At 42.8% G+C, this 20,595-nt stretch carries 23 protein-coding genes; 13 read left to right on the top strand and 10 right to left on the bottom strand.

Going from position 1 to position 20,595, the window contains the following annotated elements; all coding sequences use genetic code 11:
- Positions 1–96 precede the first annotated feature (96 nt).
- Positions 97–1,584, bottom strand: coding sequence for an aldehyde dehydrogenase family protein (locus MKZ04_RS06555; protein ID WP_009328061.1), 1,488 nt, complete (start codon positions 1,582–1,584; stop codon positions 97–99).
- A gap of 267 nt (positions 1,585–1,851) precedes the next feature.
- Between MKZ04_RS06555 and MKZ04_RS06550 the strand changes: the two genes are divergently transcribed.
- The 4 genes from MKZ04_RS06550 to MKZ04_RS06535 all read left to right on the top strand — a co-directional run bounded on the left by MKZ04_RS06550 (position 1,852) and on the right by MKZ04_RS06535 (position 3,876).
- Positions 1,852–2,061 (top strand): DUF6501 family protein, encoded by a 210-nt coding sequence (locus MKZ04_RS06550; RefSeq protein WP_328067224.1) that lies wholly within the window; start codon positions 1,852–1,854, stop codon positions 2,059–2,061.
- Between the two features lie 435 nt (positions 2,062–2,496).
- Complete coding sequence (locus MKZ04_RS06545) at positions 2,497–2,841, top strand: PH domain-containing protein (protein WP_328067225.1); 345 nt, start codon at positions 2,497–2,499, stop codon at positions 2,839–2,841.
- Between the two features lie 112 nt (positions 2,842–2,953).
- Positions 2,954–3,442, top strand: a complete 489-nt coding sequence (locus MKZ04_RS06540) for a TraR/DksA family transcriptional regulator (RefSeq protein WP_020451807.1) — start codon at positions 2,954–2,956, stop codon at positions 3,440–3,442.
- A gap of 29 nt (positions 3,443–3,471) precedes the next feature.
- Entirely contained in the window at positions 3,472–3,876 is a 405-nt protein-coding gene (locus tag MKZ04_RS06535; protein ID WP_328067226.1) for an aminotransferase class I/II-fold pyridoxal phosphate-dependent enzyme, read from the top strand.
- Here MKZ04_RS06535 and MKZ04_RS06530 read toward each other — a convergent pair.
- Positions 3,764–4,168, bottom strand: a complete 405-nt coding sequence (locus MKZ04_RS06530) for an integrase (RefSeq protein ID WP_020451805.1) — start codon at positions 4,166–4,168, stop codon at positions 3,764–3,766. The two genes, MKZ04_RS06535 and MKZ04_RS06530, sit on opposite strands and share 113 nt — an antisense overlap.
- A 1,425-nt stretch (positions 4,169–5,593) precedes the next feature.
- Between MKZ04_RS06530 and MKZ04_RS06525 the strand changes: the two genes are divergently transcribed.
- A complete protein-coding gene (locus tag MKZ04_RS06525) occupies positions 5,594–7,057 on the top strand; it encodes a serine hydrolase (protein ID WP_031305170.1) in 1,464 nt (487 codons plus the stop codon).
- A gap of 300 nt (positions 7,058–7,357) precedes the next feature.
- Complete coding sequence (locus MKZ04_RS06520; RefSeq protein WP_020451803.1) at positions 7,358–7,984, top strand: FMN-dependent NADH-azoreductase; 627 nt, start codon at positions 7,358–7,360, stop codon at positions 7,982–7,984.
- A gap of 42 nt (positions 7,985–8,026) precedes the next feature.
- Here the strand turns inward: MKZ04_RS06520 and MKZ04_RS06515 are convergent, their stop codons facing one another.
- The 4 genes from MKZ04_RS06515 to MKZ04_RS06500 all read right to left on the bottom strand — a co-directional run bounded on the left by MKZ04_RS06515 (position 8,027) and on the right by MKZ04_RS06500 (position 9,975).
- Positions 8,027–8,542, bottom strand: a complete 516-nt coding sequence (locus tag MKZ04_RS06515; RefSeq protein ID WP_020451802.1) for a DinB family protein — start codon at positions 8,540–8,542, stop codon at positions 8,027–8,029.
- Positions 8,543–8,665: 123 nt separating this feature from the next.
- Positions 8,666–9,121 carry a YndM family protein gene (locus MKZ04_RS06510; RefSeq protein ID WP_020451801.1) on the bottom strand — a complete coding sequence of 152 codons (456 nt, stop codon included), beginning with the start codon at positions 9,119–9,121 and terminating at the stop codon, positions 8,666–8,668.
- Between the two features lie 21 nt (positions 9,122–9,142).
- Complete coding sequence (locus MKZ04_RS06505) at positions 9,143–9,268, bottom strand: hypothetical protein (protein WP_020451800.1); 126 nt, start codon at positions 9,266–9,268, stop codon at positions 9,143–9,145.
- Positions 9,269–9,369: 101 nt separating this feature from the next.
- Positions 9,370–9,975 carry a TetR/AcrR family transcriptional regulator gene (locus MKZ04_RS06500; protein ID WP_145624857.1) on the bottom strand — a complete coding sequence of 202 codons (606 nt, stop codon included), beginning with the start codon at positions 9,973–9,975 and terminating at the stop codon, positions 9,370–9,372.
- Between the two features lie 263 nt (positions 9,976–10,238).
- Between MKZ04_RS06500 and MKZ04_RS06495 the strand changes: the two genes are divergently transcribed.
- Both MKZ04_RS06495 and MKZ04_RS06490 read left to right on the top strand, forming a co-directional pair.
- Positions 10,239–12,905: a phosphoenolpyruvate synthase gene (locus MKZ04_RS06495; RefSeq protein ID WP_035338568.1), complete on the top strand. Its 2,667-nt coding sequence runs from the start codon at positions 10,239–10,241 to the stop codon at positions 12,903–12,905.
- 161 nt (positions 12,906–13,066) lie between these two features.
- On the top strand, positions 13,067–13,525 hold the full coding sequence (locus MKZ04_RS06490) for an NUDIX hydrolase (RefSeq protein WP_023857340.1): 459 nt from the start codon (positions 13,067–13,069) through the stop codon (positions 13,523–13,525).
- Between the two features lie 152 nt (positions 13,526–13,677).
- Here MKZ04_RS06490 and MKZ04_RS06485 read toward each other — a convergent pair whose 3' ends face one another.
- Together MKZ04_RS06485 and MKZ04_RS06480 are read right to left on the bottom strand one after the other, a co-directional pair.
- A complete protein-coding gene (locus tag MKZ04_RS06485) occupies positions 13,678–13,863 on the bottom strand; it encodes a type Z 30S ribosomal protein S14 (protein ID WP_003182651.1) in 186 nt (61 codons plus the stop codon).
- 727 nt (positions 13,864–14,590) lie between these two features.
- Positions 14,591–15,214 carry a LysE family translocator gene (locus tag MKZ04_RS06480; protein ID WP_020451796.1) on the bottom strand — a complete coding sequence of 208 codons (624 nt, stop codon included), beginning with the start codon at positions 15,212–15,214 and terminating at the stop codon, positions 14,591–14,593.
- Positions 15,215–15,388: 174 nt separating this feature from the next.
- On the opposite strand from MKZ04_RS06480, the gene MKZ04_RS06475 reads away from it, so the two are divergent.
- Entirely contained in the window at positions 15,389–15,625 is a 237-nt protein-coding gene (locus tag MKZ04_RS06475) for a CotD family spore coat protein (protein ID WP_023857337.1), read from the top strand.
- A gap of 82 nt (positions 15,626–15,707) precedes the next feature.
- On the opposite strand, the gene MKZ04_RS06470 is transcribed toward MKZ04_RS06475, so the two are convergent.
- Entirely contained in the window at positions 15,708–16,211 is a 504-nt protein-coding gene (locus tag MKZ04_RS06470; RefSeq protein ID WP_031305168.1) for a hypothetical protein, read from the bottom strand.
- 137 nt (positions 16,212–16,348) lie between these two features.
- Between MKZ04_RS06470 and MKZ04_RS06465 the strand changes: the two genes are divergently transcribed.
- The 4 genes from MKZ04_RS06465 (at position 16,349) to MKZ04_RS06450 (ending at position 19,775) form a co-directional block, all read left to right on the top strand.
- Positions 16,349–17,131, top strand: a complete 783-nt coding sequence (locus MKZ04_RS06465; RefSeq protein WP_079289267.1) for an alpha/beta fold hydrolase — start codon at positions 16,349–16,351, stop codon at positions 17,129–17,131.
- A 231-nt stretch (positions 17,132–17,362) separates the two neighbouring features.
- Positions 17,363–17,572: a hypothetical protein gene (locus MKZ04_RS06460; protein ID WP_341045566.1), complete on the top strand. Its 210-nt coding sequence runs from the start codon at positions 17,363–17,365 to the stop codon at positions 17,570–17,572.
- A gap of 231 nt (positions 17,573–17,803) precedes the next feature.
- On the top strand, positions 17,804–18,055 hold the full coding sequence (locus MKZ04_RS06455) for a CotD family spore coat protein (RefSeq protein ID WP_020451792.1): 252 nt from the start codon (positions 17,804–17,806) through the stop codon (positions 18,053–18,055).
- A gap of 370 nt (positions 18,056–18,425) precedes the next feature.
- Positions 18,426–19,775 carry an amidohydrolase family protein gene (locus tag MKZ04_RS06450; RefSeq protein ID WP_101560994.1) on the top strand — a complete coding sequence of 450 codons (1,350 nt, stop codon included), beginning with the start codon at positions 18,426–18,428 and terminating at the stop codon, positions 19,773–19,775.
- A 171-nt stretch (positions 19,776–19,946) separates the two neighbouring features.
- Here MKZ04_RS06450 and MKZ04_RS06445 read toward each other — a convergent pair whose 3' ends face one another.
- Positions 19,947–20,591 (bottom strand): DUF1796 family putative cysteine peptidase, encoded by a 645-nt coding sequence (locus MKZ04_RS06445; RefSeq protein WP_020451790.1) that lies wholly within the window; start codon positions 20,589–20,591, stop codon positions 19,947–19,949.
- Between the last annotated feature and the right edge of the window lie 4 nt (positions 20,592–20,595).

Here is a 20,595-nt window from a genome sequence, read left to right as displayed (position 1 = left end):
TCATTCATTTTACCATATGTGTCTATAAATGTTTATTTCTATAAAAAAGAAAACCGCCCTGATCGACAGGGCGGCTGCAGAAACTCATATCGTGCGTTATTCGCCTGTATGAATCCAGACGCTTTTTACTTCTGTATAGTTATCCAGAGCGTATGAGCCCATTTCACGTCCGAGTCCCGACTGTTTGTAGCCGCCGAATGGGGATGCGGCGTCAAAGGCATTATAGCAGTTGACCCAAACGGTACCGGCTTGCAGACGGTCGGCGATATAGTGGGCGTTTTTCAAATTTTCCGTCCATACGCCAGCAGCAAGGCCGTATTCGCTGCGATTGGCCCGTTCGATGACTTCATCTACCGTTTCATAAGGGATCGCCGCCAAAACAGGACCAAAGATTTCTTCTTTTGCTATTGTCATCTCGTCTTCGACATTGGTGAATACAGTCGGAGAAACAAAGTATCCCTGCTCATAAGGGCATGTTCCGCCGGCTGCGATTTTCGCACCCTCCTGACGTCCTTTTTCAATATACGAGAGGACGCGTTCGTGCTGCTCTTTGCTGACAAGCGGTCCCATTTGCGTGTCTTCATGAAGGCCCGCACCCTGGCGGAGCGACTTGGAATATGCGGCCATTTCATCGACGACTTTGTCATATTGGTCTTTATGGATGAACACGCGCGATCCCGCACAGCACACTTGGCCTTGATTGAACATGACGCCGGTTAGTGCGCCTGGAATCGCTTTCTTCAGATCGGCGTCAGGAAGGATGATATTCGGCGACTTTCCGCCGAGTTCAAGGGTCACCCGTTTAACCGATTTGGCCGCTTTCTCCATAATTTTTTTGCCGATTTCCGTTGACCCTGTGAATGCCAGTTTGTCGACAAGGGCATGATCGGTCAGAGCTTCTCCGGCCGTCTCACCGAAGCCAGGAATGATGTTGATGACGCCTTTCGGGAAGCCTGCTTCATCGATCAGTTCCGCCAAATACAGAGCGGAAAGCGGCGTTTGTTCCGCCGGTTTTAAGACAACCGTACATCCGGCTGCAAGAGCGGCTCCCATTTTCCACATGGCCATCAGAAGCGGGAAGTTCCAAGGGATAATTTGCCCGACAACTCCGACAGGCTCATGTCGTGTATAGTTAAAATAAGGTCCGTTAACAGGAATCGTCTGTCCGGTTATTTTCGTCGCCCAGCCGGCATAATAGCGCATATGTTCAATTGACAGCGGAATATCGCCTGCGGTCGTTTCGCTGATCGGCTTTCCGTTATCCAGCGTTTCAAGCTGAGCCAGTTCCGTTTTGTGTTCCTCCATCAGATCGGCGAGTTTGTACATCAGCCGGCTTCTTTCGGCCGGGTTCATCGTCCGCCACTCACCGCGGTCAAAAGCTTCCCGCGCGGCTTTCACCGCTTTGTCCACATCCTCGGGACCTGCTTCATATAAGGTGGCGAGCGTTTCACCAGTCGCCGGGTTTGGGGTCTCAAACGTTTTGTTTGAGGCGCTGGCTACAAATTCCCCGTTAATATAGAGCTTCTTTGTTCCCTGCAAAAATGACTCCAGCTTTTTACTGACCTGCATTGTTAATGAACTCATGTTTGTCAAACAAACCTCCTTTGAAATTTTGGTCTGTCTTCGGGTGAGTTGTCTTGGTGCTGGTTTGTCTTTTGATTTGGTCATTGCGCGGATGAAAGAGGGATATATTTCTGATTTTGGAACTATACACCACCATTCTATAACAGGGAATGAATCCAAATCAATATCCATGCTCTTTAAAATCACTTTCGCCTCCAGATCGCATTGCATTTCGGCGAAAAAACGCTACAATGGAAACTATACACGTATGAAAAAGGAGACATCCGCATGATTCACGAAAAATGGCAAAACAATAACACCATTAAAAAAGTAAAGTGCATACATACCGATGCCAAAAAGTACATCGTCAACAGAGCGCTGACCGTAGGCAACGTATACGAGGTCAAAAACGAAACGGATGAGTTTCTGTTTATCATCGATAATACAAACAAAGTCGGCGGCTATTACAAAGAGTACTTTGAAGAAGTAAAAGCCTGAACAATTTGCACGGGTCATCAACAGCAATGAATGGGAGTTGAACAAACACCCGCACGCATTCATAAAAAATCAGCTGACTGAATCAGTTGCTTGACCGAAGCAGAAGCAAGTGCCTGATATGTGCATATCAGGCATAATAGTCAGAAGAGAACCGCAGAGGAAGAACATCCTGCTGCGGTTTTTTGTTTTATCCGTTATCCACCTTTTGATTGATAGCAAACGAAAAATAAGCTGAAAAAACTGATGAAAAGTTGAAACCTCCCGCGTCCGCCGGGCGTATTAATTGATAGTAAAAACAAACATATAGCGTTAAAGAAATGTAATCTGCTCGTAATTGTTTATAAATCAGGGTTATCGTATCCTTATTAGTAACTGACAAGTATACTTTGCCTTGTGCATAAACATAAATTGGATATACAGAAAGAGGGGTTTTGATTGGGCGTTTTTTCAGCAAGCAAGACAACAGACGGCAAAAAATTTGAACCGCTGCTCATAGAAGGAGAAAAAATTGAATCGGTTTGCAGACTGAGGATAGATCAAATTTGTTTTACGAACAAACGGATTATTTTTTTTGATAATAAACTGTTTTCCAAAAAGAAAGTCCGCGTCTTTCTGCCATACAGATCGATTGAAGGCTTTGCGATTAGAGAAGTCAGCATGTTCAATCCAGACAGTTCTCTTTCTCTGATGACCAGCAGCAAAATCTTTGACCTGGAATTTACGAAGGATACCGACATGCTTGAAATTCAAGCGCTGTTATCAAAATACTTATGTGCATAAACCGTAAAGGCTGTTCACCGCTTGCCCGCGTCTGAACGGCCTTTTTATTTTGGAAAGGCGGGTTTTTCTCGCACGAAATCGGGAAAGGAAGAAGAAAGGAGGAGGATCAGCCATGCCATTAACACAAAAACAAAAAGACCATCTCTACCATAAATTAATTGACTTAAAACAAAGCCTTTCCCCTGCAGAAGGAACAGATCAGTCGATGGCGGAAGAAACGGGCGAGCTTTCAAACGGAGTTGACAATCATCAGGCTGACCATGCCAGCGTTTATTTTGAACGAATGAGAGAGCAGACCTTCCGGCAGACGGACAGAAATTTATTAAAAGAAGTGGAAGACGCCCTCAAGCGATTGGAAGACGGCACATACGGAATATGTGAAGCAACAGGTCAAGAAATACCATATGAGCGCCTCGAAGCCGTTCCATATGCAAGAAAAACCGCGGAGACTCAAGCTGAAACAGAAAAAAGAAATCAAGAGGGGGAAGGATATGACGAGCAATTTACACGGCAAATGAAGGATTTGACAAACAGAGAAACGATGGATCAAAAGCGTTCATATGCTTACGAACGTCTTGATGAGGAGCAGGATTCAAAATAAGCACCCGCAAAAACAGGGTGCTTTTTTCTATGGCTCTGTTTGTTAAAAGAGATGTCCTACAACTGTCGACGGGGAGTCAAGTACTCGACACAATAAAACATTTATCAGTTATCGGAGGTTTAATTGCAGCTATTGATATTCTAGAGAAAAATCCGGACATCCAGGAAAAGTTACACGAAAACGAAAAGTACTTAAGAGACGGCATTCAACAAATAGGTCTTAATGTATTACATAGTGAATCACCTATTATTCCACTTATTCTTCCAGATCGCGACACAACTTTACGTTTTGCAGACTCACTTCATCAAGAAGGTGTCTACGTTAACCCAATTCTCCTCTTCGCATACCTGTTTCTAAAGCTACTAAGACGAGCACATGAAATTCTTCCTCTGTGTGTGCTAGTAGATATGTTCTTAGCTTTTGGAAGTCCGTAATGGATAACGCTTTGTTTCGTTTCGATAACTCTTTCCCACGAGGTTTGACAAGTTCTGCGAAATCATTCGTGAGATAACCACGAGCGTAAGCGTCACGAAGTGCCATTTTGACTTTTATTAACAAGCTGCGAGTGGTACTGTGAGAACGCTTCTTTGCGTATTCATCAATTTTTCTTTGCACAGCAATGTCATTCATATCTTTTAACTGAATATTTCCGAATAACTTTCTAATAATCCCTGACGCTTCTAGGTATCTTTGAAACGTAGCTTTTTGTATATCATTTTTCTTCACAAGATATATCCAGTGTTAGTTGTTTAAAAGAATCTACATGCCTAAGTCAAATCTCTTTGTTTCTTCCATCAATCTGATATAAAAGTCTTTTTTTATCACCTTTTTTATCCAATTCCTTGATATGTCCGCCACAAAATTCCAGCACAGGACATCATTTCCCTTACCGTATCAACGGATTCCATACTATTATTCTCTATTTCCTACCTCCCTGTTAGATATGGAGAGGTAGAATGGTGTCGTTGCTACGCAACGACACGCACACCGCTTCCACTTGCTCGCTTTTGCTGCCGCTTGCGGAAGCGGTGTCACTTCGGCAGTTTTTCATAATTTCTCCATGCACTCACTTCCATTGTGAAAAATGAAGCACTATTTCTATTTATCTCGCTAACCGTTCGTATTCGGTATCTCGGAGCTTATCAATCGCTCTGGAATAGGCTTCCATCATGGCGATATATAGTAGATTGTTTTTACAATCATTAGTCTACATAACAGCTTTTACGGTCAATACTGCTCGCTGTTTTATCAACTACAATGTTTAGAGACTGCTTGTATGTCTCGCTTGAAACAAGTCATCTTAGGTTTCCATTCATGAATGTAGTAGTTTCAAACTTCTGTATTTAGTTGTATGGGAGTATTTTTAAATAATTCCTTTCAAAGACAGCTTATGAAGTGATTTTTCGCATGTAGAAAGGTTTTAGTATGGCTATTCTCACAAAATAAATATCACGATATGCAATGTTGTTTTTTAAAAAAATAGCTCTTCATACATCGCTCTTTCTCATTTTTATTTTCTCGCTTGCTAAGTTTCTGTCTATATCTTTGTTACGGTTAATATCATATTACGATTTGTATTGGAGTTGTAGGGGGGGGGCAAAATAAATCTTTATTTGTTCAATGTTATTATCGCATGATGTGTTGTGATATTGTGTAATATCCTTATCATATCAACTATTAGAGAGGGAGAAAAAAGTATCAAATTCTGCAATGAAATTCTTGCTGCAATAAAATTCTTGCGGACATATTGTCATAGGGGCATAATCGATGTTGAGTGAGAGACAGAACGCCGATAAAGTATAATATCTGGATATAAAACGAAGAAACAATTGCTTGATGGATTGTAGACATGAAAGCATTGAATATACACCTATCAAAATCTTTTACATTAGCAGAAAAATAAGGAGATTTACATATAATCATGTTTAATATGTAAATTTCTCTATTATGTTTATCAAAGATAAGGTAATAGTTTTTACGTACTGCGCCATAACTTAATCTATCTTTTTCCATTTTATTAATCTCATTACATATTCAGAAATAACCTTTTCCCTTGTATAATCGGTATAATGTGTCTGCTTTGAAATGAAAAAATATAGTGGCATCATGATCACAGATAGCGAGTCAATATTTTATTACTGGGGGTGTCTCATGGGAAGTAAGATGATAATTATAACAATAATCACAGTATTTATGTTGTTTGTTGGATTTAACACCTCAGCCTATGCATTGACAGAGGAAGAGTCTGTTGCAATCCAATCATTATTAGAAGATGCTAGGCGTATATCTGGCACACCGGGCATGTCAGTTTCAATACAATCAAGGGATGATACCTATTTCTTTTCATCCGGCTATGCAAACTCTGAGGAAGGGATTTTGACCAATGAAAACACCATATGGGAGTTAGCCTCCGTCAGCAAAGCTTTTACTGCTTTAGGAATTTTACTTTTGGAAGAGCAGGGATTTTTGTCTATGGACGATTCGGTTGTAGAGTATTTACCTTGGTTCTCATTGCGATATCAGGGACAGCCCGTTGACATGCAGAGTGTTACTTTGAATCATTTCCTTCATCATACTACAGGGTTAATCAATAGGTATCATACTCAGCATATCCCAGAGGGAAATACACCAGATATGTTGCAAAAGACCGTTGAAATGTTAATAGATGCCGAAGTGGTATTTCCACCTGGCGAAAGATATGAATATGGGACGGTAAATTATGATGTGCTGGGCTTGGTGATAGAAACCGTATCGGGGCAAAGCTTTGAGGATTTTATGGAAGAACAAGTATTTCGACCACTGGGGTTGTATGAAACTTATGCGAATAGAGGTAAGGTACAAGCGACAGGTCAGTTGGCACAGGGCTATCGTTCCGCTTTTTTCATGACGCTGCCATATGATGCACCGGAATTTAGAGGAAACACACCTGCTGGGTATCTGTTTTCGTCCTCTCAAGACATAGCCCGTTGGATGGGAATTCAATTGGGAATTGTTGAAGATATTCCGGAAATCTTTCAAGGGCTGATTGCAAAATCACATGAGGGCAATAGGTCTGTTGCGGCTGTGGATGAACTGTACTATGGGGCGGGGTGGGTCGTGAATGCAGATCAGACATTCATCCAACACGCAGGTGGTAATCCAACGTTTGCAACAAATATATTCTTATTCCCAGAAGAACAGCTAGGTATCTCTCTATTATCCAATAGTGCCAGTACAAATATTGATATGTTATATAATATTAAGGATATTTTAGACGGAAACATCTCCCAAAGCTATCAAATGAGTTTGATGCAGATTTCCGATATCGCCCTATCTTCCGCTACAATTGCTCTAACATTACTAGCAATTCTATTTTTCTTTGTAGGGGTGCGTAGAAAGAAACAGAATAGGAAATTACCGTTAACGAAAAAGAGATTGATACTCATAGCTTTTTGGCTTGTGACTACAATTTTTATAGGTATCCTATGCCTAATCCTCCCCACAATATTTGGGGCTAGTTGGAGGTCATTTCTAGTTTGGCAAACGTATAGTTATCTAACCGCACTGATTGCGTTGTCTTTACTAAGTGCAAGTATCACTTGGTTTGTATATTGTTATCGATATAAATGTTCCTAATGAGATGTGCCATTGTAACCTAAACGAAAACTTTTTTATTTGCTTCGCAGCATATTCCTACCACGCATAAATATGCTACATAATATAATATTTTATGCTTGAACTTAAATAATGTTGTATTATCCGAACGAAAGTTCTTGCTGATATGAGCAATCGTTTGTTTTTTATCAAATATGAACAGGGCTTTTTTGATAGAAACATCTTTTGGCATCAAAATAAATGAGTTGACTTTCTATTTAAAAGAAAGTAACATACTATTTGTAAGTAAATATTGAAACGTTAGCACGGGAGGAAAATAGAATGTCTAAAGTATTGTTTGTTAAAGCTAATGACCGTACTGCTGAAGAAGCTGTATCTGTAAAACTTTATGATGCGTTTCTTAACAGCTATAAAGAAAATCATCCAAACGATGAAATTGTAGAGCTTGATCTTTACAAAGAAAACCCGCCGTACCTGGGTAGAAATGCTATTAACGGGACATTTAAAGCAGGAAAAGGCATGGAATTGAACGAGGAAGAAAAAGCAGCTGCAGCTGTAGCGGACCGTTACTTGGACGAATTCGTCAAAGCCGATAAAGTTGTTTTTGCTTTCCCATTGTGGAACTTTGCTGTTCCAGCTGTACTTCACACTTATGTGGACTACTTGTCCCGCGCAGGAGTGACGTTTACATACACTCCTGAAGGACCTAAAGGCCTGATGGGAGACAAGAAGGTTGCTCTGTTAAATGCCAGAGGAGGCTTCTATTCTGAAGGACCGATGGCTGCAATGGAAATGTCATTGAACTACATGAAAACCGTCATGGGCTTCTTCGGTGTTCAAGACCTGCATACCGTTGTCATCGAAGGACACAACGCTGTTCCTGACGACGCTCAAAAAATCATTGAAAACGGCTTAGCAGAAGCTAAAAAACTTGCAGCATCATTTTAATTGTGAAACCCTTGTTCCAAAAGCGGAACAAGGGTTTTTTATTTATGTCGGCTGCTTCATGCTTAATAAATAATAAACATAGTCAGTCGGCACACCCGCTTCACCCATTTGCCTCAGCATCGCTGAAATGTTGCCTCTGTGGTACGTGCCGTGATTGACCACGTGATGAAGGAGTTCGCTAACAGGCGTTTTGATTTCGCCGAATGCCGGATGTGCAATCGTGATTTCACCATCGGGGTCTTCAAGATTTTCAAAAAACGTTTCATATTGAAGCGCCGTGTCTTGAAAAATGGAGACGAAGTCATCAATCTTTTTTCCCTTTAACATTTCTTTCAGCCGCATGCCGGTTTCCTTTGCTTCCTCGTAAGCGGCTCCGGATATTACTTTCAGCCACAAGGCGTCGGCCACGCACATATGGGTAACGACCTCAGATACAGATTGAAAAACGCTTTGGATTTCCCGGGTGAACAGCTCTTCAGGCAGGCTTTTCAGGTGGCTGAGCACCCTTTGATTCGCCCAGTTGTGATAATCTAAATGCTTTAGTGCGCGATGTGTCATATTTTTAGCCCTCCTCACTTTTTTATTATCAATTCGTGAAAAAGACCGATATTCCTTTAAATGAGGAAAAAATACCTCGGGGCATAAAAAGTAAAAAACCTGCCGATCGGCAGGTTTTTGTGCTTAGTCTTCGTCCTGTTTTTTAGATGGGGTAACCGGGTAAAGTTCTTCCGATGCTTCACTTTGATACTGCAATGAGCCTGGCTTTTCCCGTTTTTCGTTTTCCGTTTCGCCCAAAACGTTGGCTTCCATATAGCGGTGGAAGAAATATTCGAACACTGTGACGCCGATTGCTGACACGATTGAAGCGGCAGCAAGCGAACCATACGGCGGATTATTTTGCATGGCGAGAATCGCCCAGATCAATACGAGGGAAAGGCCAAAGTCTCCCATTGTTGCAGTTGTATTGTTTGTTCTCGGCAGAAGAAGAAGATCTCCGATCAGATAGGAGATCACACCTAAAAACAATGTCAAAACAAACATTTCGCCAAATGGAACGCCAAAAAATAGAGTTAGCACCACATATAAGAGGACAAGGCTCACAATAAATTTTAAACACAATGCTCTTACATGCTTCATTTCGTTTCCACACCTTTCAGCTTATTTTAAAGCATTCCTGTTTTGTTGCTGTTTATTGCTTTTGTTATCCTGCTGGAATGCGCTTTCTGTTTCGTGGTCGTTTTTCAGCTGCTCGAGGCTGCTGTTTTGAATGCCTTTCTTCTGCATGGTCTCACCACCTTTTTCACTATATTTTGGATTGTTTTTGATTTCTTATACATACCACGAAAAAAGCAAAAAAGAGGGTTATCCCTCTTCCTGAAAGCCTGTCATTTTTTTCTCAGTCCTGCCGCGTATGCAGGGCCCATCCCGGTTATTTTTGATAAAATGAGCGCCATATCATGCGGCGTCTCTTTCATGCCGTTTTCCAGCCATTGCTGCATGACGCTGATATGAGCGCCGGTTATATAGGAAATCAAGTAGTCCTCCGGTACGATCGGATCCGCCTTGATCGCTTTTTTCAGCCGTTTTAAATTGATGCTCAAAACCGATTTGAATTTCAAACGGAAAGAACCCGGGCCTTTCGGGCCTAAAATTGCCTTCATAAAAACCTCGTTTTCTCTTATATATTGAAAAATATCGACGACAAACGTTAGCGGATGATCAATCACATCCTGATTTAATATGTCCATTGAGTGAATCGAGCGTTTAGCAATGTTACTGATCTCTTGGATAATTTCCTCCTCGCTTTGTTCCAGCAAATCGTATTTATCTTCGTAATGCAAGTAAAACGTGCCGCGGTTAATATCGGCTTTCGTTGTAATGTCCGTGACGGTTATCTCTTCAAACGTTTTATTTTTCATCAGTTCAGAAAGTGCGTCTCTAATCATTTTTTTCGTGCGCTTTACCCTGCGGTCTTTTTTTTGTCCAGTCATACAAATCCTCCTGAGGTCCATGAAAATCAACAATGTCCATGTTTGTGTTGAGAACTTAACATTTGCTGATTGATTGTTCATTGCATTCGCCTTTTGTGCAATTATAATAAACATGATGAATATTAATCAACACAGTGTTCAATATTTGTGTATGAAAAAGCATGCCTCATAAGACAAAGTGTGTTGAAAGTCCGGCCAGGGCAAAATCAATCGTCCAAAATGAGGCGTGGAATTTCAAAAAGCGGCTCTAAGGAGAGGATAGAATGGAGAAATATGTGCTGTATTTCAATGAAATCGATCAATTTGCTTTGCCCTATGTCGGCGGAAAGGGGGCGAACCTCGGGGAAATGACAAAAGCGGGTTTTCCCGTTCCCGAGGGGTTTTGCATATCAACTGCCGCCTATCGCGCGTTCATACAAACAAGCGGCATCATCGACAGCCTGCTCGACCAGCTTGGACAGCTCAAGCATGATGATCTGGAACAGATTCGGATTGCGGGGAAGCAGATTCGCGAGCATCTTGCCCAGATTCCCATACCTGACGAGATCAAATCGGCGATACTGGAAGGCGTTGATACGACCGGCAAAGATAAAGCCTATGCTGTCCGCTCCAGTGCTACGGCAGAAGACCTGCCGACAGCTTCATTTGCGGGGCAGCAGGATACCTTTTTGAATGTCTGCGGAAAAGATCAGCTTCTTGATGCGGTAAAACAATGCTGGTCCTCTCTGTTTACGGACAGGGCGATTTCCTACCGCGCGAAAAACGGTTTCGATCACCGCTCTGTTTTTCTTGCAGTTGTCGTGCAAGAGATGGTTTTTCCCGAGGTGTCCGGTATTATGTTCACTGCGGACCCGATCACGGGGCACCGCAAAACGGTTTCCATCGATGCCAGCTTCGGCTTGGGTGAAGCGTTGGTGTCCGGAATTGTGAGCGCTGATCTGTATCAGGTTCAGTCAGGTGAAATCGTCAAAAAACAACTTTCGAAGAAGGAATCGGCCATTTACTCCGTTCCAGAAGGAGGAACCGTTCAGAAAACCCTCTCTCCGGAAGAACAACAAACACAGGCTTTGCCGGATCCAAAAATCGTCGAATTGGCAGAACTGGGGCGCAGAATCGAGGCTCACTACGGTAAGGAACAGGATATAGAATGGGCTTTTGCCGGCGGCAGCTTTTACATTCTTCAAAGCCGGCCGATCACATCCCTATACCCGGCCGTACACGTTTTTGATGATAAGCCGCATGTATTGATTAATTTTGGCTATATCCAAATGATGACCGATCCAATGAAACCATTGGGTGTATCGGTGATCAGCCAAGTTCTCCGATTTTTAAAAAAAGACCCTTCGGCACAGCCGATTCTTCGCGAAGCGGGAGGAAGAGTGTTCGCCGATATTACGGGTGCTCTTTCCCTCAGATTCGCCCGAAGCCGGCTGCTTAAAGTATTAAATGGTATGGATCAGCTGATGGCATCTGCTGTATCGGAGGCAGTCAAGCGCAAAGAACAACAGCTTAATTCCATTTCGATAAAAGGCATGTTTCATATTGCCGGGAGATTGATGCCGATTTTGATTCCGGCAGCATTAAAGGTTGTCGGAATCCTGCTGATGAAAAACCCCGATAAAGCCGAGAAAAAAGCGGAATTGATCATTGAAGCGATCGTGACGGACACCGAGGAGAAGCTTAGCCGGACTTCCGGTGCTGAGACGATCCGCGTCATCCAAAAAGGAATGGAAAGGATGTTCCAAGACGTGCTTTCAAAAGTCGCTGTATATGTCTTCAGCGGAATGATTGCAGCCGGAGCGCTCGAAAAAAAGCTGAAAAAAAAGCTGGGGGACGAAAAAAGCGCTATTTTACTGGGAAAATTGTATAAATCCCTGCCTCATAATGTCACAACGGAAATGGGTCTTGAGTTGGGGGATCTTTCCGATCAAGCGAGGAAGTATCCTGAAGTCATTGACTATTTCAAGCGTGCAGACAGCGAAAACTTTATGGAAGAATTGCTCAAAATCCCCGGCGGCGCCGAATTGAAGGCGAGTTTAGATGGTTATCTCAAAAAGTACGGGATGCGGTGCGTGGGAGAAATCGATATGACAAGGCCAAGATGGGCAGAGGCTCCGGTTCAGCTCGTTCCGTCCATACTCAGCCATATTCGGACGACTGCCCAAGGGGAACACAGGAGGAAATTTAAACAAGGCGAAATGGAAGCGGAAGAAGCAAAAAAGGAAATCATCTCTCAATTTCGTTTCACGGAAAAAAAGAGAATCTCCCGGCTCGTTCATATGTATCGAAGCCTGATGGGAATGCGGGAGCATCATAAATTTACACTTGTAAAATTGATGTTTTTATACAAAAAAGCCATTCTTAAAGAAGCCCGCCACCTCGTTGAAAAAGGAATCCTCAATTGTGAAGACGATGTTTTTTACTTGACGCTTGAAGAGCTTATCGCGCTATTGGAGAATCGCAGCATCGGGAATATTCCGGAATGGTTAACAGACAGAAAACGGCAGCATATGTCCAATCAAAAGCTCACATCCCCCCGCGTGATGACAAGTGAAGGGGAGATCATCACAGGGAGGCTGCGAAATGCAAAAAGTCCCGAAGGAGCTCTCACAGGGACACCGGTTTCTGCGGGCATCATTGAAGGGACCGCCAGAGTTGTGAAGAGCCCTGAAGACGCGAAGCTGAATCAAGGGGACATCTTAGTGGCGCCGTATACTGATCCGGGCTGGACTCCGCTTTTTACTTCAGCGGTTGGACTGATTACGGAGGTGGGCGGCATGATGACTCATGGTTCAGTAGTGGCAAGGGAATACGGCATTCCTGCGGTCGTCGGAATTGACAAAGCGACAGACATCATAGAAGACGGCGCCTACATCCGAATCGACGGAACAAACGGGTTTGTTCAAATATTGAACAGTGACGGCTCATGAGCGCTTATATTGATGTTTGATGCTTATACCTGATATAATAAAAACAGAACAAGAGTTCGGTTTGATTCTCAAGGTGAGCAAAGCGTTGAGAGCTTTCAATGAACAAAGCAGATTCATGAAAGAAGAAGCCAGTCAAACCAATGAAAATGAAGGAGAAATGGATGTCGCAAAATGGAATTGTTTTAGTAGCCAGTGTATCAATCTTACGGGATGATAAAGTCTTGATGATAAAAGAGAATAAGCCTACCGCCGTTCATAAGTGGAACTTTCCGGGTGGACGTATCGAATATGGAGAGGACATTCTCCATTCAGCTCGAAGAGAAGTTAAAGAGGAAACTGGATTGGACGTAAAACTGATTGCGGCTGCTGGTGTATATAATTTTATCAGCAGAACGAAGAATCAAGTTATTTTATTTCATTTTATTGGTGAAGTTACCGGAGGTTCTATCAAGCTCGAAGAAGATGAAATTTCAGACTGCAAGTGGATAAAAGTAAGTGACCTTGTAACATTTGAGAACGAAGACTTACGAGAACCAAATGTAATAAAGCAAATCATTGATAACCTATTAAAAGAGAATGTACACTCAATGAGTGTGTATAATGAGCAACTGATTCAATAGTTCTTATCCAGCTAACAGAGATGTTAGTTGAACAAGTATAGAGGAAACCCTAATCATAGGATTTCCTCTATTTTCATGCAATATAAACATTAAAATTCAACAGAGCCTAAATCAAAAAAGCCAGCCTCTTAAAAAGGCTGACGAAGTCGTTCTTACCAGCTTGCTTTTTTAACGCCGGGGATATGCCCTTTGTAAGCAAGCTCACGGAAGCAGATGCGGCACAATTTAAACTTCCGAATCACGGAATGCGGTCTGCCGCAGCGTTCACAGCGGGTGTACTCTCTGACTTTGAACTTTTGTTCCCGTTTTTGTTTGACAATCATTGAAGTCTTGGCCATCTTTTTACCTCCTTCATTTTAAATTCATCGATTTATATAAATAAAAATAGAATTTATTTCTGTAAACAATTTATTATAACATTTAAAATACCATTTGTAAATAAATTCAAAAGACTCGCTTTGCAGATAAAAAGCGAAAATGAATCTCATTGATTAAAGCAATTAAACGATCCCGTTTCTCCTTAAAAAGCGGCATATTCTATCAAAAAAGACCCACGCCCATCGATTGACTGATCTGCCATCCCTAAGATCGATGTGTCCGCTTTGCTCGATCTGATGATTTGGATTGAGCGGAAAATAACCGATTTGCATCATTACGAAGCAGCGGGAAATTTGTATACTGGCTTCAAAGAAAGGGGGGAGGATAGAGAACAACGGTATTTTGATTTTTGTCTCATTGTCTGGCACTCCACTATACAATGAAACGAAGGAAGAATCTAACACAGCAAGAAAGCGCTGCAGAATTTGACAGTCTTGTGATTCGACTCCAGCCAAAGAAACAAATCACTTCGATTCCGTAACATCAGCTCCCGCTCTAGATCAAGCTTGAAAACGAATCACGGAATGCAGGGCTGTTCATTTTCACATGAACCTCGATGTTCTAGGGGTGACATTGCCGCTGTGTCCTTGAAAGCGGCGCCGACGGCGGAAATGGTAAACGCGTCAAATGTTATAAGCGGTAAAATCGGGAAAAGGTGTGCCGGCTGCACACCTTTTTTTTCAGCGGCTACCTTTGGCTGACCGCTATTTTAAGCCCGATCAAAGCGAATAAAGACCCTTCCAGCAAATGAACTTTTTTGGCGGCTTGCGGACTTCTGCGCAGCCGGTCTCCGACTTTTTCCGCAAACAGGCTGATCATCACAAAGATCACAAACGCTTGAATTAAAAATAACATGCCGTAAACGAGCATTTGCGTTGTCACGCTGAAGGTGCCGGGATGAATAAATTGCGGAAGAAAGGCAAGGAAGAACAATGAGACCTTCGGGTTTAATAGATTCATCACAACGCCTTTTTGGTATAAAGCTCTGCGGTTCAATGAATCTTTAGCTTCAAGATTGAAACCAGCACTTTTTCGCCGGAAAGACTGGTAAGCTAAAAACAACAGATAGGCTGCACCTGCATATTTCACGATCGAGAAGGCGACAGCTGATTGATAGATCGCAGCAGAAATACCTGCTGCAGCAGCTGTGATATGGACGACTAACCCTGTGCATAGCCCGCATGCGGTTGCTGTACCTGCCGATTTTCCCTTTGAGATGCTCTGTGCCAAAACGAACAAGTTGTCAGGGCCCGGCATAAGTGTAAGCAGTACAGCCGCACCTAAAAAAGAAACGATCGATATCACATCCATCTGTCCAACTCCATTTTCATTAGTATTTTTTTATTATACTATCAGAGAAACTCTTTTTTGAGTGAAAAGGCGGGGAAAATGGACGGTTTTTTAGTTTCTTGTATTAGTACAAGTTTGTGCTAATCAACATATTTTGATAATGAAGAATGAAACTCAAGGAAGGGAGAAGTGCTTATGTCTTACTGCAAACCGCGCGTTCTGCCGCCAGTTGTGCATCCTACCAGGTACTGTGAGGATCACAGATACTCTAAAACGATCGTTCCTCACATCCATCCGCAGCATATTAAAAAAGTGGATCATCAGAAATACGAGCATGTTCACTATTATCCGCATTCTTATTCAAACTATAAGCCGGTTTATCATGATCACTCTTACTGCGGTAAACCTTGTAATCGCTACGAAAAATACTAACCTTTCCGGAAGAAAAAGTTCTTCTCATGAAAAAAAGGCCGTAAGAAGCGTCCTAATGGTGCTTCTGCGGCCTTTTTTTCATTTAGTTCCTGCAACCTTGCAAAGTCCCCTGCAAAACAGCTCGGCCGGCCTTTTTCGTCTTCGAATTGAAAGGACGCACTTCGACTCGGGTATTCACAGTCAGCTCTGATGATATTTCATCAAATTTGCCCGCCCAAAGACTTCCGCCAAACCAGCTTGGCGCGTCTTCCCGGACGAGATGCATGGTGAAGCGCCAGCTGATCTGGTCCGGTATCCGGGCCATTCCTTCATATTGATCATAATCTCCAAATGAAGCAGGGGCCGGAAGCCAATCGGCGTAGATGCCGACGCTTCGCCGTTCCCTGACTGGACTGTCAGGTGCTTCGGTATACGGTTTTTTCACTTTTGCAATTAAAGCCGTTCCACGGGCATTGGGAATATCCTGGGCTGGATGAAGAACGACGCTGCATGGATAAGGTATTGGTGCGGCAGGCTGCGCTTGGATCGCCGCCGCAGGCAGCATGAGGACAAGCGACAGCGCAAGACTTCCCAAGCGTTTCATCATTGAACCACCTCCGTATCTTGAAATAGTCTAACCAGTCACACCTTTTCAAATTCTTCACCTTCAGCCGCCAGGACATTCACCTATTGACATTTTGGGAGTACCTTATGGTAAAAGACACCATGATTGGGGGCGACGGCATGGGATACTTTGTTCAGGCAGAATCAGGCGTTAACCTGTACGTAGAAGACATTAATCCTCAAAGCCGCAAAACAATTGTATTTTTGCACGGCTGGCCATTAAGCCATCTGCAGTTTGAATATCAATTTGACGATCTTTCACAAAAGGGATACCGCTGTATCGGCATTGACTGGCGGGGATTCGGGCGTTCGGATAAGCCGGCGACGGGCTACAATTACAACCGTTTGGCTGACGATATCCGCGCTGTCGTTGAGACGCTTCAACTAAACCGCTTCACGCTTGCCGGTCATTCAACCGGCGGCGCCATAGCACTTCGCTATATGTCGCGATACAGGGGTTCCGGGGTCTCAAAGCTGGTTTTGATCGATGCAGCGGCACCTGTGGGATTTACAGAAGAGACGGCAGCCAAATTGCTTCAGCAAGCGTCTCACGATCGTCCTAAGATGATGCGTGAAGTGACCGACACATTTTTCTTTCAATATATTACACAACCGTTCTCGGACTGGTTTTTTCAATTGGGATTGCAGGCGGCAGGCTGGTCAACAAAAGCGGTCATCGACATGCTGAGAGATGAGAAACTGTATGATGATCTTGGAAAAGTCGCTGCTCCGACCTTGATCATTCACGGTGTTCAAGACAAGGTGATTCCGTTTGCACAAGCAAAGGAACTCAACCGCAAAATAAGAAATTCATATCTTGTTCCGTTTCAATACAGCGGACACGGTCCGTTCTGGGAGGAACGTGAAATGTTCAACCGTATTTTAACGCAGTTTATCGGTTGATTCTATACCGAGGAGCTGCCGCCACATAATGTTCAAAAAGCAGAAAGGAATATTTTGGATAACGTGTTATGATGATAATCACCGAGACTGCTTCTACAGTTTGTAGCGTAAAAATACCCGAATAATTTTGCACTCCAGGGAAGAGAAGAATCGCAATTTTTACTAGGGTGAATCTCCGTTTTGCGCAGAAGCAGAAGGAAGCATGACGTTTCTGAGGGGGAATGGAATTTAATGAAGTCAATTCAAGCAATCACCGTTCATTCAAAGCAATATATTGTAGGTGAGCCATGCCATCCGCCAGGATTTAAAGACGAAGCGACCGTTATGAAAATTACAGAAAAAAACAAGTTCTATGGATTAATAAGAGGCTTTGTTGTTCATTTCGATACAAAAACAGAGCTGCATATTCATACAGTGTCCGTCAAGGTATATTGGAGATGAAGGACTTTAAGCGAACATTTAAAGTATTTGTTTAGTGTCTTTTTTTAACTCCGGAAGCAAGGGGTATTCAACCGGCGGATGCTTCAGGGTAATCAAGCAGATTTTCCAAACACGATCTTCAGAAAATGAACGGGCAAAAATAGGGACAAAGTATAGGTACTTATGCAGTCAGGCTTTAGCTTTTCAGCATAATGTACTAGTGAATCTATAAAATGAAAGGAGCGTGTACACATGTACTGCAAAAAACATCATGAGCCGCATGTTTACCCTACGAAATATTGTGAGGATCATAAGTATTCAAAGTCTGTCGTTCCTCATATTCATCCGCAGCATACTAAAAAAATTGACCATCACAAATATGAACATGTTCATTACTATCCGCACACTTATTCACATCATAAAGACGTTTCGCATGAACACTATCATTGCGGAAAACCTTGCAAAGGCTATGAAAAAAAGTCGGACTATGGCCATTGCTATTAATAAAAGCTTAATTATACCATATTTTGATCGCAGTTAAATATACGTTCACTCATTTCACAGACCATAGCTTTTTTATGGTCTGTTTCCATTTGGGAGGTAGTAACCGTATATCGTGATTGCGAGCAGTATGAAAGCAGAATTTACGATAAATACACAACGCATCATTGCAATTTAAACAACCGCTGTTTCCTGCAATTCACCTTTCTTTTTTTTCTAACGTGATCGTGTACTGCATCTCTTCCATCTAGCTCAGAAGGCGGATTTTCAAGTCGCACAATACATATTAATATCATTTATACCTTTTTTATTTTAAAATGGTACATATAGGATGCTGTTTTTTCTAGTTGGCTGGGAAGAAAGGAGAACCGTTATGAAAAAAACACTTTTTCAAAATGCAACGATTGTAACTCTTGATCCGCAGCTTCATACGATCGAAAAAGGGGACATGCTGATTGAAGGCTCCGTCATTCTGGACGTTGCCGAGTCGATTGCACCGGGAGACGCTGAGATTGTTGATGCCTCCAACATGCTGATCATGCCTGGATTTGTCGATACACACCGCCACGTATGGGAATCTGTGATCCGCGGAATCGGAGCCGACTGGTCCCTGCAAACCTATTTAAACCGGATTTATTATGGCAATTATGGATCAATGAGAAGGCCTGAGGATGATTGGGTCGCGAACTATTTAGGAGCGCTTGAGGCGCTTGAGGCAGGGGTCACAACTTTGCTGGACTGGACGATGATTGAATCGCCTGATCATACGGACCAGCTGATTGCGGGACTGAAAGACGCCGGCATTCGCGCAGTATTCGCTTTCGGAACATCCGGTGATGCCGAATATTGGGACAGAGACAGTGATCTTTCGAATATGGACGAAGCGAAACGGGTAAAAAAAGCATATTTTCAATCGAAGGATCAGCTTTTGACGATGGGGCTTGCCATTCGCGGTCCGGAGTTTTCTTCATGGAAGACATCTGTGTTTGAAATCGAAACGGCCCGGGAACTTGATGCCTTATGCAGCATGCATATTGCGTTTGGCAACTGGGGAGCGAAAGATCGTTCGATTGAGAAGCTAAATCAAGCCGGGCTGCTCGGTCCCGATTTAAATATGGTGCATGCCAATGCGATGAGTGAAGAAGAAATGAAAATGCTTGCGGCTCACGGAAGCTCGATTTCTGTGACACCAGAAATTGAGATGATGATGGGCCACGGCTATCCTGTTACAGGGCTCGCCTTAAAAAACAGGGTTCTTACTGCACTTGGGGTTGATGTTGTGACATCGACGGGAGGTGACCTTTTCGCACAGATGAAATTTGCCCTTCAAGCAGAGCGTGCAAAGCGCAATGAAGAGCTGTTGAAAGAAGGGATCATGCCTGGTCCCGAATTGAGCATATCGGCCGAACAAATCTTGAAAGCAGCGACCATTGACGGGGCGAGGGCATTAAGGCTCGATCATAAAATCGGCTCGCTTTCCCCCGGCAAAGAAGCTGACTTTATCATGGTGAAAACGGACAGCGTCAATTTGCTCCCTTTCACTGATGCGGTGGGGGCCATCGTCCAAAGCGCGCACACCGGAAATGTAGATTCCGTATATGTCGCAGGAAAAGCAGTGAAACGAAACGGTCGATTGGTTGATGCAGATCTTGAAAAGGTGAGACAAAAAGCGCTGGAAGCTAGAGACCATATCTTATCCCGATCCCCTGAAGGCGCCTATTGATCTTTCCTTTGAAATTCAGTGATAAACTTACCTTGCTTGACTTCAGAAGGCCGCTCTTTGGGAATTGTTTCTGTTTGAAGACCAGCTTTTTGGTTTAGTTTTCAGAGAAGAGTATGTATGGAAAAGGTTAAGATGATGTTATAACCTTTTCCTGTCGCTTATAAGTTTTGATTAAAAGGGGATATAATTCACGCCATTAAGCATTTCTCTCCACAGATGATCATTAGACTGCCAGATTTCACGATCTGGAAGTGTAACCGCGCATATTCTTTTTAATGGCCAATTCTGCTCGACAATTCCTTTAACTTTTGAGTGATTGATAAGGAGTACCCTGAAGTCGTTTTGTACTAAATCCGATAATACGGACTCCAGTTCTTGAGCCTCCTTGTAGGTTCCGTTAGTTCTGACAAAAAGGATCCGATTAGCGGTTGACATCTTTTCATAAAATCTGTTGATTCTTCTATTGAATTTTTCCATCACTTCATTGTATGTGGCAAGATGTTCGAGTGTATTTTTATCTGCTTTAAAATCATGAGCTGAATCGACATGATAATAATCATCTGTTAAAGAGATATAACGGTCAGTAGTATAAACACCTGTTGAGTAGCCTGTTACCCTTAGATTTTGGGGTGCCATAAAATTTGAAAAGCGATTCTTTAAAAGACGGTTCAGTTCGGTCAGGGAAGAGGTACCGACCCAGTCTAAAGGACCTGCATACGGCCTTAAATTGTTTTTCCTAAGCTGAAGAGCAGTTAAACAGAGGTGGCCTAATCCGAAAATGGCATTATAGTCTCCTTTTATATCATTCAAATTCATAATC

Origin of the sequence: Bacillus sp. FSL W7-1354, from assembly GCF_038002405.1 — a bacterium.
Lineage (GTDB): Bacteria > Bacillota > Bacilli > Bacillales > Bacillaceae > Bacillus > Bacillus paralicheniformis.
Note: the sequence above shows the minus strand (reverse complement) of the source record. Positions and strands in the feature narration are given on the sequence as shown.